This is a genomic window from Trichocoleus sp. Lan (assembly GCF_039961855.1).
Taxonomy (GTDB): Bacteria; Cyanobacteriota; Cyanobacteriia; order Cyanobacteriales; family FACHB-T130; genus FACHB-T130.
In genome coordinates, this window is the sequence record NZ_JAMPKA010000037.1 from 1 (window position 1) to 14,441 (window position 14,441).

The window sequence follows — 14,441 nt, forward strand, 5'->3', positions numbered from 1 at the left end:
TTTCGGACAGCGATGTCTTTCCGTTTTATGGAGTGGGTGAACGCTAATCGAGATGTATTCTCAGCCTATAAAGCTGCTTTGGGTTTTATTTGGGCTTGAAATCTGTTTAAGTCCCGTTAAGAAATACTATAAAGTGGAATACCAAAACTTCTCCTATTAATGAAAAATCTTACAATTCGTACCAAGCAAAAACTATTACTAAATATTGATGGTAACTTCTGGGTAAGTTAAATTTAGAACAGTGTTGAGCTATTTTCTATAATTCTTTACTTACTTAGTCCTATTTGCAGGTAATTTATAAATTACTAATTATTACTGACTCCTTATTAAGGATACACCTTCTAGTTTATGAAACATTTTATACATAGACTCCAGAAATTAGCGAAACTATCAATTCATCTAATTTGTTAAATTTCAAAATGTAAATTTATAGGGGCCTTAGGTAAACTCTGAGTAATGTTTAAGTAGGATTACCCAAAAAGGCAAGTTCTGCCCTTGTATAAATGTATGGTGGGCAATTTCTCTAGCAGAAAGAATATTTACTCGTTTTGGATTACTAATGGGATTGCCCTCTGCTGTCTAGTGACGGCAACCCCCAGCGTGGCTCAAATTGTCCCCGATGCCACTTTACCTAACAATTCCACGGTTACAACCAAGGGGAAAGTTAGCACTATTACTGGGGGAACAGTAGCAGGAAACAACCTGTTCCACAGCTTTAAAGAGTTTTCTGTAATTAATGGGAGTACGGCATACTTCAACAATGGTTGGGCTATTGAGAGCATATTGACCCGTGTGACAGGTTCATCCGTCTCTAACATTAATGGTTTGATTAAAGCTAATGGCGGTGCTAGCTTATTCCTGATCAATCCAGCAGGAATTATCTTTGGTTCCAAAGCCAAACTAGATATAGGAGGTTCGTTTCTAGCAAGTACCGCCGATACTTTGCTGTTTAACAATGGTATAGAATTTAGCGCTACAAATACTCAACCAAAACCCCTCCTGACAGTAAACACGCCTATTGGTTTGCAATTGAGGGACAATCCTGCCAGTGTAGAGGTGGAGGGGTCTAATCTAAAAGTCGAACCAAATCAAAATTTAGTTCTGGTAGGCGGTGAGATTCGCTTACAGAAAACGAAACTAACAGCACCGGGAGGACGACTTGAGCTAGGAGGATTATCTGTAGCCGGGGAAGTTGAACTCAAGGAAAATGGCAGTTTGAACTTTCCTAATAATGTAGCGCGAGCAGATGTGTCTCTTACTAATTATAGTTCTGTTGATGTGGGTGCTGGAGGTGGAGGCTTTATTGGAATTCATGCTCGTAACTTTAAAGCCTCGGAAGGAAGTAAGCTTACAGCTGGAATAGAAAAAAATTTAGGAACACCGGAGGCTCAGGCGGGAGATGTGGAAATTAATGCTTCTGATGCAGTCTCTTTGGATGGGAGTAAAGTAGAAACTCAGGTAGATAAGAACGCCAAGGGTAATGCAGGCAATATCAAAATTACCACTGGCTCACTTTCGCTTACTAATCAAGCCTCACTGAAGGCAAACACTCTGGGACAGGGAAATGCAGGTCAGGTAATCGTTCGTGCCAGCGATACCATTTCTTTGTGGGATGAAGGTTTCATCACCAGCAGAGTGGAAGAGAACGCCGTGGGCAGCTCAGGGGGCATCGACATTACTACAGGAACCCTGTCTATGGTGAATAAAGCTGGACTAACTGCTTCCACCGAGGGTACAGGAAATTCCGGTGAGATAATCATTCGTGCCAGCGATGCCATCTCCTTGCAGGATGGAAGCTTTATCAACAGCAGGGTGGTCAAGAACGGCGTAGGCAACTCAGGGGGCATCAACATCACCACAGGCTCACTTTCTCTGAACAATGACGCCTCAATGAATGCCAACACCCTGGGAAAGGGTAATGCAGGCAATATCAAAATTACCACTGGCTCGCTTTCTCTGAACAATGGAGCCTCATTGAGCGCCAACACTCGGGGACAGGGAAATGCAGGTCAGGTGATCGTTCGTGCCAGCGATACTATTTCTTTAGTAAATGGAAGTATCATCACCAGCAAAGTAGAAAAGAACGCCGCAGGCAGCTCGGGCGGCATCGATATGACCACAGGCATCCTGTCTCTAGTGAATGAATCGGGACTCACTGCCTCTACCGAGGGCACAGGAAATTCCGGTGAGATAATTATTCGAGCCAGCGATACCATCTCCTTGGATGGGAGTTTCATCAATAGTAGGGTGGTAAAAGACAGCATCGGCAACTCAGGGGGCATCAACATCACCACAGGCTCACTTTCTCTGAACAATGACGCCTCAATGAATGCCAACACCCTGGGAAAGGGTAATGCAGGCAATATCAAAATTACCACTGGCTCGCTTTCTCTGAACAATGGAGCCTCATTGAGCGCCAACACTCGGGGACAGGGAAATGCAGGTCAGGTGATCGTTCGTGCCAGCGATACTATTTCTTTAGTAAATGGAAGTATCATCACCAGCAAAGTAGAAAAGAACGCCGCAGGCAGCTCGGGCGGCATCGATATGACCACAGGCATCCTGTCTCTAGTGAATGAATCGGGACTCACTGCCTCTACCGAGGGCACAGGAAATTCCGGTGAGATAATTATTCGAGCCAGCGATACCATCTCCTTGGATAGGAGTTTCATCAACAGTAGGGTGGTAAAAAACGGCGTCGGCAACTCAGGTGGTATCGACATCACTACCAAAACACTGTCTGTGACTAATAATGGAGAGCTGAATGTCAGCAGCTTTGGACAGGGTAATGTAGGAAACCTAGATATTCAGGCTGACTTTATCCTACTTGAGAACCAAGGAAAACTAACAGCAGAAACTGCATCGGGTAATGGCGGCAATATTACGCTACAGGTGCAGGACTTATTGCTATTGCGCCACAACAGTCAAATATCAACTAATGCAGGCACTGCCAAGGCTGGTGGAAACGGTGGTAACATCACCATCAACGCCCCATTCATCGTCGCCGTTCCTTCAGAAAATAGCGATATTACCGCAAACGCATACACAGGTACTGGCGGCAAAGTCAAAATCACTGCTCAAGGCATCTTTGGCATCCAATTTCGAGAACAACCGACAGCACAGAGTAGTGACATCACTGCCAGTTCCGAGTTTGGGCTTTCAGGAACCGTAGAAATCAACACACCGGATGTCGATCCCAGCCAGGGGTTAGCCGAGTTGCCAGTTGAGCCAGCGAATGTGGAAGTTGCACAGGGGTGCCAAGCAGGTGGAAAACAGGCGGCTATAGGGTTTTTCAGTACGGGTAGAGGAGGCTTAGCACCTAATCCTTACGAACCGATTAGCAGCAATAAGATTTGGGAAGATGTGCTACCACCAGTGCGGAGGGTTGAGAACTCGACAGATGCTAGCGCTTCTGCCTCGCCACCACTTCCACCTGACCAAATTGTAGAAGCCCAAGGGTGGAGCGTTAACGATAACGGAAAGATTGTCCTCGTTGCCCAAATGCCCGCCACTCAGTCCCAACGTGGCTGTCGCCTACATTAGCTACCTGTGACTGTTTGATTTCACAGTTGAGAACAAGCAGATGAGCAGAAAATTACTTATATTTTGGGATTGCATCCAACGCTTAGTGAAGTTTGCATCACTCAAGGCGTACCAGCGGATACTAGGACTAATTCTTCTAGCACCGTTGGCACTCATTACAACTTTATATATCCCGGCTGTTTTAGCTCAACGAGTTGAAGGAAGTTCTCAAGTTAATTTTCAAACCTCAAATGCCCAGTTGTTACTGCAACAGGGTCTAGAACTTTATGATGCCGAACAGTATTCAGAGGCAATAGGATTCTTCGGTCAGGCGGCTTCTGCATTTGCAAACCAAGGAGATAGTTTGAACCAAGGGCTGGTGCTGCGCTATCTTTCGTTGGCTTATCAGCATCTAGGAGAGTTGCAGGAAGCAGAAAAAGCGATCGCTAACAGCTTCAAACTGCTAAACGAGCGGCAAAATACGACTAATACCCAAGATTACTTAGACGTTTTTGCTAAAGCTTTGAACACTCAAGGTCGCTTGCAAGCGACAAAAGGGCAGTGGTCGGAGGCTCTAGAAACGTGGAAGAAAGCAGCAGCTACTTATAAAAAAGCTGGCAATGAAACGGGTGTCATTGGTAGCGCGATCAACCAAGCTCAAGCGCTGCAAGCATTAGGATTAAGCAGTCAGGCGGAAGCGGCATTAACACAGGTCGAACAAATCCTCCTAAAGCAATCAGATCCGAACCTCAAGGCAACTGGATTGCAGAGTCTCGGTGAAGCTTTCAGACGAGTTGGCGAGTTGAAAAAGTCTCGTGAGGTTTTGCAGCAAAGTTGGGCAATCGTGGAGAGAGAATTTCAACTTTCTAAAGTTCGGGGTTCTACTTTGCTCGAATTGGCTAATACCGAACGCGCTTTAGGTAATAGAGCGATCGCAATCGGCAACGTGAAAGATGCTCAAGAGCATATTCGGGATGCGATCGCATATTATCAACAGGCAGCCAATTTACCCAACCTCCGACTCCAAGCTGAGTTGAATCGGCTAAGTCTCTTAGTAGAAACTGGGAAATTGTCAGAGGCAGCGCAACTCGGCTCGACAATCCAAACTGCGATTGCTAGCTTGCCTCCGAGTCAAACAAATATCTACGCCCGACTTAACTTTGCCCAGAACCTGACTTGTCTCCAGCCTGGTTTTGTTGGCAAAAACTCGCTTTCCTGCATCAATTCCGAGCGCTCGTTGAAGCTTAGAGAAGGCTTTTCTGAGCCAAGCGCTGCCACAACCCCTCCCTCGTTGCCAGAGATTACGCAGATATTAACAACAGCTATCCAACAAGCTCGTAGCTTAAAAGACCGCAGAGCGGAATCCTATGCTCTTGGTCAATTGGGTGGATTGTACGAGCTGACCGCGCAATCGAGCGCTGCTCAAGACTATACTCAGCAAGCTCTCCTGCTAGCTGAGGAAATTCAAGCTCCTGATATTCGCTACCGCTGGGAATGGCAGATGGGGCGTTTATGGGAAAAACAGGGGGATATAAATAGAGCGATCGCTACCTATCAAGAAGCGGTTAAAACTCTTAAATCTGTTCGCAGCGATTTGCTTACCATCAATTCAGACGAGCAATTTTCCTTTAGGGATAATGTCGAACCCGTTCACCGCAAGTTAGTTGATTTGCTATTAAGAACTGAGGGAAGCTCTGAACCGAGTCAAGGAAATCTCAAGCAAGCGATTGAGACAATCGACTCCCTCCGCTTAGCGGAACTTGAAAATTTTCTCAACTGTAACCTTTCTCAGACAGTGCATCTGACGCAGGATATTAACAAGATAGACCGGAAAGCAGCATATATTTATCCAATTATTTTGGAAGACCGATTAGCGGTTATTTCCCAATTGCCAGGGCAACCTCTAAAGCATTCTGTCACTCTAGTCAAACAAATTGAGGTAGAAGAAACGGCGAGCGAACTGCGCTCTAACATCCTTAAACGCAACCGACCAGAAAACGTTATAGAAAAGGCCACACGGGTATACAACTGGTTGATAGAACCGCTAGAAAAAGATTTGGAAAATAATAGCAGCGAAGTCAAAACTGTAGTATTTGTCCTAGATGGAGTTCTGCGAAATATTCCCATGTCAGTTCTCTATGATGGCAAACGACAAGAGTATCTGATGCAGAAGCCGTATGCCCTCGCCGTAGTTCCAGGTTTGCAGCTTTTCGACCTCCGACCTTTGCAGCGAGAACGCTTAAAAGTTTTAACAGCGGGAGTAAGCGAACAACGGCAATTTGGAGGACGAAAGTTTGAAAAGCTTCCTAACGTAGTACAAGAATTGCAGCAAATTAAGAATATAGCCCCTTCAGAATCGCTGCTGAATCCAAAATTTACTGAAGGAAATCTCGAACAGCAAATTAATTCAGGAGCTTTTTCCATAGTTCATATTGCCACTCATGGCAAGTTCAGTTCTAATCCCGAAGAAACGTTTATTCTGACTTACGATCGCCTGCTCGATAGCAATAATTTAAATAACTTGCTCCGGGTTAACAATCAAAGCTCATCAAATATCATCGAATTACTTGTCCTCAGTGCTTGCGAGACAGCTAAGGGAGATAACCGAGCAACTTTGGGATTGGCTGGAATAGCCGTGCGGGCAGGGGCACGCAGTACGCTAGCAACGCTATGGCAAGTTAGCGATCGCTCGACATCTGAACTGATGGAGCAGTTCTACAAGGAGTTAACTAAGCCTGAATTGACAAAATCTGAGGCACTTCATCAAGCTCAGCAAGCTCTATTTAAGCAATACAAAGCTCCCTACTACTGGGCACCTTACGTTCTAGTTGGGAATTGGCTTTAGTCTTTGCCATATTGAGGGTTTTTAGAAATGTCTATTTAACCCTCAACAAGCGACATATAGTTTTAGAGAGCAACTCCAATATCTGGTGAAGCAAGGGGCATGGCGCTGAGTGTCTATTCACCATGCTGAGCATAAGGAATCTCTGATTTTTACTCAGCCTCAACAGCAAGCAGTGATGCGTTTTGTCACAAAAATATATTTTTTAAATTTTGCATAAAACCCTGGCTTTTTGAGTTGAGTAATAGGCAGAGGGAGGGCAAGGAAGCCTAACCCTCAGTTCAAACAATAAGCTGATAATTGCATTCTATTTTTGGAGAAGAAACATCATGGCTACCTTGACACTCAAAACTCTATATTGCCAAGAGACTGAGGACTGGACTGGATCTGACGAACCTTACTTGCGTGTTAATGGTCAGACAGTCTGGCAGGGAACTTTGAACGACCAAAAAGACGCTTCTTTATTTAACGAGAAGACTGCTGACCCAAACGATTTTTTGGCATTTGATTTCAGCGGTCAGGCTACCATCAAGCTTTTTGACGCGGACGCTGGATGGTTTGACGATGACGATTTTCTGGGCAGTATTCAGGTCACCAATCAAGATATTGGGTTAGGCGACCAGACAAAGCCCTTCAATTTAGATGGGGCATATTATGAACTGACCTACGAAGTCACAGCTTAAGGGAGCGAATAGTTCTCTGATAGGCTGAGTGAGTGTACACATTCACTCAGTTAGATTGATAGTGGCAAGCTTAACCAGGATAGCCTCCCTTTTCAAAAAATTGAATTTTTAAGGGAGGCTTCATGCAAACCACGATAATGGACTTTGATTGAGTAATAACAGTCTTGAAACCTTTGCCCATTGCCCTTCCATTTCTCTGCGATCGAGTGAAGCACTATGAATACATTGAGTTTATAAAATATGACCAAAGTTTTACAAATTTGGAACCAAAACATTACTACAGAAAAAGTCGTTACTTTACTGGCGAACTACCAGATGCTGCCGCAATTTTTGCGTGAGGTCATTACCGATTAGGCTATTGCCTCGATCAACTGCGCGCCCGAAGAGAAAGCCAGTGCTTGCCAGCAGTTCTATGAAAAATATCAGCTCACTTCCGAATCAGAACGTCAGGAATGGCTAGAGCTTTATGAAATGACCTTGGAGCAACTAGAAGCCTTAGCCACACGAGGGCTGAGGATTGAGAAATTTAAACGAGCCACCTGGGCCAATAAACTGGAATCTTACTTCCTCAGTCGCAAGTCGTTGCTAGACAAGGTCATTTATTCTTTAATTCGGACGAAAGATGTGGGTGTCGCCAAGGAACTCTATTTCCGCATTCAGGAAGGGGAGCAGTCTTTTAGTGAACTAGCCCGAGAATTCTCTCAAGGGTCGGAGGCGCAAATCGGTGGATTGGTTGGCCCTATCGAGCTAGGCAAAATCTCCTCTAAGCTGGCTCAGATGCTCTATATCAGCCAAACTGGTCAACTTTGGCCTCCCACTCGCTTAGGGGAATGCATAGCGATCGTGCGCCTCGAACAACTTATTCCGGCTGTTTTGGACGAAGCTATGCGCCAGCAACTGCTCAATGAACTCTTTGAACGCTGGGTCCAAGAACGCCTCGTTGAACTGACTAGTAGTGGATTGATATCGCTGGATTGAGTAAGGTAAATTCAGTGATTTTTAAAATTACTGACCGAACTAACCAGAGGTGCTTGAGCAAGTCCTTCCAAGCTTACAGATTTCAAAAGTTTTGCCCACGCATTTCTCACTTCAGTATTTTGTGGCTCAGACAGATAGCGATGAGCTAAATTGGTTAGCTCATCGTGCCAAATTACTTGGTTTTCAAGATTAGGGCTTTGCTGAACTCGTGTCACCCAACCCTCGACTACTGGATCGGTCGCCGGGTCACTTTCAGGTGTTTCTTGAACACAACGAACAATAAACCGCCAATAGTAGCTTTCATTAAGTTTTAGAGAGGATTTTGGGCCGGGTGGTAATGCGATACCAATTATTCCTGGTGTTTTAGTGGTTTGGAGGGTAGTTCGGTAGAGAGTAGTTGTATCGTTACGGTCATGTAGTGAAAACTCGATGGAATGTACGTCTTTGGGAGTATCAGGAATATAAAACCAAAAAACTGGATGCTCGGAAGTTGTTAAACTCTGAGTGCTTTTTTCAGGTATCAAGGCAGTAAGGTGTTGCTCGGTCTGCTTGTGTTTGCAGGCTCCACCACGGCTTCCTCCTGGTGTCGCTCTCCTATTATCAGGTGTGCCAGTATTTGGTGCTTCTATCAAGCCAGCGATCGCTTGCGAACTGTATTGTGTCCATAACAGTGCAAGATTGCTGGTAAAGCTAGCGATCGCTAAAACAGTAATAAACGCAAGTTTCATTTTCGCAAGGTTGTTCATCGCTTTACTCCACAATGGAACGATGAGTATTTAGGAGTGCCTTCTGGTGCTGGGTTGGAATTAAAGGGCAGGTGTTAGAAAAGCTCCTTGGTAGGAGGCTCGCAGCGCCGCCTGTGAGCATCAAAGCTAATGCCGCCGGGACAAAAGACAACCAACCACCTTGTAGTAAGAAAACCCAGCACAGTCCATACAAGACAGTGACAGAGATGCAAATCGCCAGAACCAGGAGTAGTGGCGATCGCGCTTTGCTCTCGCTTCGCGATCGCACCATCCAAACAACTATTCCACCTGTCAGCGACCAAACCCAGACCCAGAGAACATCGCCCCATTGAGGCAACCACCAGATTAGAGGGCGTTTATCCAGAACTGCGCTTAAAATTTGACTCACCAGATGGGCATGAACTTCCAGCCCTCGCATTCTGCCATAAGGAGTGTCGTGATAGTCTTGAATACTGGCAGCAGTAACACCGATCAGAACCACCCGGTTCCTCACCCACTCTGATTCTAACTTCCCAGTTAATACATCCTTAACTGTTACTCGCTGGGCAATTCGGGGAGTGGCGCGGTAATTAATCAACACTTGATTTCCTCGCGCATCCAAGTTTTGATACCCGCCGCTACGAGGTTCTAAACGTTTAAAGACAACGCTACCAAATTGCCAATTTTTATCTGGAGTCGTTGTTGCTGAAATCCCCTTAGCTTCCAGATATCGGTAGGCAAGTTGCAGACTGAAGGAATAGGGTGTGTCGCAGGGTGAAAAAGAAGATATTGGGTTTGGGGTTCGGGATTGGAGATAGCGACGAACGGTGTTGTCTTGGGGGTCATTTTCTAAGTCATTAAAGCCAACTTGTTCTGCTGGACTTGTGGGTGGGGGTGCGACGGCATCTTCTTGGCTGGTGCCAAGCGTGCAGACGGTAACGAGACGTTGATTTTGCTGTAGCTGTGTAGCTAGTGACTCGTGACCCGGCGGTACGGGTTGGTCGCGAAAGATATCAAGACCAATTGCTATCGGTTGATAACGATCTAGTTTTTCAATGAGCTGAGCTAGGATAGCGTCGGGTAACGGATACTGGTATTGACGAATATCTGCTTCATCCGCTCCCACAAGCAGAATCCGAGAATCTGCCGGTTCGGAAGGACGTTGGCGTAGTAGCTGGTCATAGCTCTCTAACTCCCATCTTTGCATTACTCCGAGCGATCGCATCCCCATCACCAAACCAGTGACAACCAAACTCGTTGCGAAGACGGTTCGCAAACCGCGCCACAGAGGGAAGGTTGGACGACTAACTTCTTGTGCAGGTTCGGGCAACTCTGGCCAAAACAGAGGCATAGCTGCCGGATTTTGGCAGATTACTGGCAACCAACTGGCACAGGGATAGTCATTCTCGAAACCTTGCAGTCGCTGTCGCGCTTCCCGCACCGCCTGGTAGAGAGGTCTGCCACTGGCAAAGCTGTCAAGAAAATACTTCAAAAATGCTTGTGCCACCAGGTCTGGCACTGGTTCTCGCATGACAATTAGTTTCGGGATGTGCAGTGATTCTAGCTCCCGCGCTAATCCCAAACCATCGCAGGAATTGAAAATAGCCAATTGCAACCCGTTTGCAACCGCTTTTTTTAAGCCATATCGGAGTTCGTCAAGGGTTAAGCTATCCGTCTGGTTGAGATAAATCCGTCCTTTTTCACCCTCAGTCTGACTGTGACCTGCGAAAAATAGAATATCCCAGGATTGTTCCCAAAGCCGATCGTTTAACTCTTGGCGTTGCGGTTCCACCAGAAAGGTTGTTGCTGCACCAGGTAAATTCTCTAGCTGTTTTCGATCTTCCTCAACTTGAATGCCTTCACTATTACCTAAAATCGCTAGGATTCTAAATTGGTCTTTATGGCTGGGCGTTTGAATTTTTGGGGGTCGTTCGTACTGTAGGGTACTGAGTCCAATTTCAGCAAAGCTGTAGCGTTCCAACAAATCCCACTGATGCCAGGGAATCTGCCATATCTGCTGGTTTTCGGCACGAATTAGCACCCGCACTTCGTCAGAGGTACTGACTTTTTCTAGCCACTTCTCGCGGATTGAGGAAAATGATTCGGCTTTGAGCCAAGTATTCAAGCGATCGCGGAACTCTAAAGCTTGGTTGCGGCACTCTTCCTTCTCTTTTTTGAGGGAACCATCAATCCTGACTGTTTTGGCTTTAATAATGCGGGTAGCCTTCCCCAAACTACGATAGGTTGATTGCCAGCCGCTATACTGTACGGCAAGTTCGGGGGCGCTGGGTAACTTACCAGTAATTTCCGTTTCTGGGCGATCGCTTTCTGTTCCAATCTCCAGCGTTACCCGAAAGCCGGAGTTGAAATCGCCATCTAGTTTGAGGACAATTAACTTGCTCATTAGTCATTAGTCCTTAGCCAAGGGTCAAGACTGAATTTCTCCTTGTTACCCTCAGATGACAAAATTCTCTGTTACGCTGACATCACCCACAGCCACCTTAACTCCAAAATGGTCTCCCGGCTCCCCAGCAAATTCTAATTGAATACTCTTATTGTCGCTTCTGGCACGGGCGTCGATGACTGCTTCTCCATCCTCATCCATTACCATCAGTTGCAAATTTGAAGGCAGATACATTTGACCTTTTGGGGGCTGCACCTCTACGCTAATATTTATTTCCTGCTCGGATTGTTCTGTAAGCGAGACAATCGCAACTACAGCTTGAGCCGGCGTTCCCAATTCAATCAGCTTACACCGCCTAACTTCAAGAGCATTTCTAAAGCTAAAAGCTAGTTCTGTTGGTTGCGGGTTTAAAAGCGCTTCCACAGCTTGCCAACCGGCTTCAAAGAGATTTTCAAACCAGTGGCTCAGGTTTACTAAGGGTTTGATTTCATTCAAGTATCCGGGTAATTCGGATAGCGATCGCAACTGGCTCAAAGGTAACTCTGAAGCCGCTACTTCCACAAATCCCAGTAGTGTTGCTTCCCTCAAGGATTCGGAAATATGCACCGCAATATAACCAATCCGTTCGTCCCGAACTTCTGCCGGAATGCGGACAAATTCTGCATCTGACAACACGGGTCTGCACTCTAACTTGCCGCGATTTTTCACCACTAAATCGGCAACATCCATTAGCATCTGCATTACCGGATCTGAACTGGCACTCTGTTCTAAATCCGTTTCAAATCCCCGGCATTCTAGGTAAGCACTCACGGCATACACTGCCAAGGTATTGAGATAAACCTGTTTGGCTTTATCGGGTTTAGTTTGATAGCATCGAAATTGTTCTGCTCGCGCATGAGCTGACAAAGCTAGCGGAACCGTGAAAGTCCAAGCATCTATTTCGGAATTCATAATCAATTGATTTACGCTCATTAGTATCGCACCTCGTCGAGAAAAAAATTGGTTCTAGGCGTATTGCTTGAACTTAGGGCGAAATTTTTCACAACAACGCTGAAAGAAGGAACTCAGCGTTGGCAGCGGGATGTTAAATTCTGCTGAAATTTCCTCCCAACTTTTACCTGAAAATCTTGCTAAAGCTATTGCCGAGAAATTAGCATCCGGTCTATTTCTAATATGTGTCTGTTTGAAAATTTTTTCACGATCTTCTTCTAGACATTCGCGCACTTTTTCAAACAATGAATCTGATTTTTCGGACTGTACTATATACTCCAATTCGTTCAGTGAAGGTAGCTCCTTAGTATTCGGCTCTCTAAATTCACGGCAACATTCTATAAATACCCTATCTAGCCGAAAGTTAACCCAGTTCATAAATTTTTTGTCTCCTCTCTCTGGGTCGTAATTGTTAATGTGCCGACAGACATAAGTTAACGTTTTATTAACGGCTTCATCATAAAGCAGGTTATAAAACTGAGCCGAAAAGCTGGCGCGATGTGGACGGCAAAGCTTACCCGATAGGCGAATTGCTTCAACCAGTTCTCCTAAAGCATACTGTCGTAACTCTGTAGCGGGTGGGTATCCTTGGGCAACCAGCGCTAACTGTTTAAGTTGAGCATCAACCAAGATTGTTCTAAACGCTAGATCCCGCAAGGCATTTGCCCATTCCCTCACAGTCGTCTGTTTTGGATTGTATTGATTGAGTTGTGCGCCAACGTCGTGCAATAGCTGCTGTCGGACTTGCTGGTAAATTTCCTGATAAATGCCCAATAGAGGTTTACTTGCAAGCGAACGGCAAATTTTGCGCGATCGCAGCATTTCATCAACCAACTGAGTTAAAGCCAACTGTCGCTCCTCAGACTGAGGGGCGTGCCGTTGCGCTTCTGTTACTAGCTTCTCAAGTCGCTCATCCATAGTCTTGAAAGTACCACTAGAATCGCAACTCGTTAATAGAACGTTCACCATTGTTGAAAGTCTCTCCTTTTAACCAGGTGAAGCACCAATTTGACGATCGGGTTGTGTCTGATGAACCAAGGGCGTCGCACTTTTAATCAGAAGCTTCCGATTGTTACTCAGCCAAAACAGCCAGCAATTATATATTTTGTTACACAAATTAATATTTGCAATTTTGCATAAAACCCTGGCTTTTTGACTTGAGTTACAGACAGAAGGAGGGCAAGGAAGCTTAACCCTCAGTTCAAATACCAACCATAACCATCAATTAGGAAAATTAGGAGAAACTAAAATGGCAACTATCTATGGTTCCACAGGCTCTGACACAAAAAATGGAACTTCGGGAGATGATACTATCTATGGCTGGGCGCAAGGTGGTAGTGCCAATAGTACATCCGGCAATGACAAATTGTATGGCAAGGCTGGTAACGACAAACTGTATGGTGGGACGGGTAGTGACAGCCTCGTCGGTGAAGCAGGCAATGACACCCTTGATGGTGGTATAGGTAACGACATCCTTAAAGGTGGCACAGGCAACGATACCTACATTGTTGACAGCACTAGCGATACCGTCACTGAGAACTTTGGTGAAGGAACCGATACTGTTAAATCTTCTGTCAGCTTCACTCTGGGCGCTAACCTGGAAAATCTAACCTTGACAGGTAGCAATGCTATTAACGGCACAGGAAACAGCCTCAATAACACGATTACAGGTAACAGCAAGAACAACTCTATATATGCCGGAGAAGGGGACGATACTGTTCGTGCGGGAGCAGGTAATGACTACGTGGACGGCTGGGATGGCGATGACAGCCTCTATGGTGAATCTGGTGATGACACACTGTTTGGCTACAGTGGACAAGACCATCTGTATGGCGGCGATGGGAATGACTCGCTCTATGGTGAAGCTGATGATGACCACCTCTACGGTGGTGCGGGCAACGATATCCTCAATGGCTTTAGCAGCGATAACTATATTGAGTGTGACACGCTCGAAGGCGGAGCTGGTGCAGATATCTTCGTACTCGGCAATACCTCAGGTGCCTTCTACCATGATGTTCAAAACTACCAAGATGCTCAAAGCTACGCGACAATCACGGATTTTGGCTGGAATCAAGGTGATAAAATCCAAGTTTACGGCAGTGCGAGTGACTATAGCCTTGAGTTTAATAGCGACTCGGGAAGCTTCATGTATGGGCTTGGTATCTTTTATATGGGGGAACAGATTGGCCTTGTAAAAAATACCTCTGATGTCATCATTTCTGAAGACTTTGTTTTTGTTTAAAAACTGCTGTAGGATTTGCCTGCACTAATAAAACTGGGGATTAATGTATTTTTAA

The 14,441-nt window shown here is 45.5% G+C and carries 9 protein-coding genes; 5 read left to right on the plus strand and 4 right to left on the minus strand.

Annotation, left to right across the window (positions count from 1 at the left end; translation table 11 throughout):
* Window positions 1-582: 582 nt before the first annotated feature.
* The 4 genes from NDA03_RS24265 to NDA03_RS24280 all read left to right on the plus strand — a co-directional run bounded on the left by NDA03_RS24265 (window position 583) and on the right by NDA03_RS24280 (window position 8,025).
* A complete protein-coding gene (locus NDA03_RS24265; RefSeq protein ID WP_348239400.1) occupies window positions 583-3,543 on the plus strand; it encodes a filamentous hemagglutinin N-terminal domain-containing protein in 2,961 nt (986 codons plus the stop codon).
* Window positions 3,544-3,583: 40 nt separating this feature from the next.
* On the plus strand, window positions 3,584-6,367 hold the full coding sequence (locus tag NDA03_RS24270) for a CHAT domain-containing protein (RefSeq protein ID WP_348239401.1): 2,784 nt from the start codon (window positions 3,584-3,586) through the stop codon (window positions 6,365-6,367).
* A 326-nt stretch (window positions 6,368-6,693) separates the two neighbouring features.
* Window positions 6,694-7,047 (plus strand): hypothetical protein, encoded by a 354-nt coding sequence (locus tag NDA03_RS24275; protein ID WP_190413929.1) that lies wholly within the window; start codon window positions 6,694-6,696, stop codon window positions 7,045-7,047.
* A 471-nt stretch (window positions 7,048-7,518) separates the two neighbouring features.
* Window positions 7,519-8,025 (plus strand): peptidylprolyl isomerase, encoded by a 507-nt coding sequence (locus tag NDA03_RS24280; RefSeq protein WP_242037111.1) that lies wholly within the window; start codon window positions 7,519-7,521, stop codon window positions 8,023-8,025.
* Window positions 8,026-8,036: 11 nt separating this feature from the next.
* Here NDA03_RS24280 and NDA03_RS24285 read toward each other — a convergent pair whose 3' ends face one another.
* The 4 genes from NDA03_RS24285 to NDA03_RS24300 are packed head-to-tail and all read right to left on the minus strand — an operon-like array spanning window position 8,037 to window position 13,062.
* Complete coding sequence (locus tag NDA03_RS24285) at window positions 8,037-8,771, minus strand: DUF928 domain-containing protein (protein ID WP_190413927.1); 735 nt, start codon at window positions 8,769-8,771, stop codon at window positions 8,037-8,039.
* 4 nt (window positions 8,772-8,775) lie between these two features.
* On the minus strand, window positions 8,776-11,154 hold the full coding sequence (locus tag NDA03_RS24290; RefSeq protein WP_190413926.1) for a CHASE2 domain-containing protein: 2,379 nt from the start codon (window positions 11,152-11,154) through the stop codon (window positions 8,776-8,778).
* Window positions 11,155-11,205: 51 nt separating this feature from the next.
* A complete protein-coding gene (locus NDA03_RS24295; protein ID WP_348239402.1) occupies window positions 11,206-12,126 on the minus strand; it encodes a DUF1822 family protein in 921 nt (306 codons plus the stop codon).
* A 33-nt stretch (window positions 12,127-12,159) separates the two neighbouring features.
* Window positions 12,160-13,062 carry a hypothetical protein gene (locus tag NDA03_RS24300; protein ID WP_348239403.1) on the minus strand — a complete coding sequence of 301 codons (903 nt, stop codon included), beginning with the start codon at window positions 13,060-13,062 and terminating at the stop codon, window positions 12,160-12,162.
* A 331-nt stretch (window positions 13,063-13,393) separates the two neighbouring features.
* On the opposite strand from NDA03_RS24300, the gene NDA03_RS24305 reads away from it, so the two are divergent.
* Window positions 13,394-14,386: a calcium-binding protein gene (locus NDA03_RS24305; RefSeq protein WP_190413919.1), complete on the plus strand. Its 993-nt coding sequence runs from the start codon at window positions 13,394-13,396 to the stop codon at window positions 14,384-14,386.
* The last annotated feature ends 55 nt before the right edge of the window (window positions 14,387-14,441 follow it).

Coding starts and splice junctions, on each gene's coding strand:
- NDA03_RS24270 (WP_348239401.1), top strand. CDS start 3,584: ATGAGCAGAAAATTACTTATATTTTGGGATTGCATCCAACGCTTAGTG.
- NDA03_RS24275 (WP_190413929.1), top strand. CDS start 6,694: ATGGCTACCTTGACACTCAAAACTCTATATTGCCAAGAGACTGAGGAC.
- NDA03_RS24280 (WP_242037111.1), top strand. CDS start 7,519: ATGACCTTGGAGCAACTAGAAGCCTTAGCCACACGAGGGCTGAGGATT.
- NDA03_RS24285 (WP_190413927.1), bottom strand. CDS start 8,771: ATGAACAACCTTGCGAAAATGAAACTTGCGTTTATTACTGTTTTAGCG.
- NDA03_RS24290 (WP_190413926.1), bottom strand. CDS start 11,154: ATGAGCAAGTTAATTGTCCTCAAACTAGATGGCGATTTCAACTCCGGC.
- NDA03_RS24295 (WP_348239402.1), bottom strand. CDS start 12,126: ATGAGCGTAAATCAATTGATTATGAATTCCGAAATAGATGCTTGGACT.
- NDA03_RS24300 (WP_348239403.1), bottom strand. CDS start 13,062: ATGGATGAGCGACTTGAGAAGCTAGTAACAGAAGCGCAACGGCACGCC.
- NDA03_RS24305 (WP_190413919.1), top strand. CDS start 13,394: ATGGCAACTATCTATGGTTCCACAGGCTCTGACACAAAAAATGGAACT.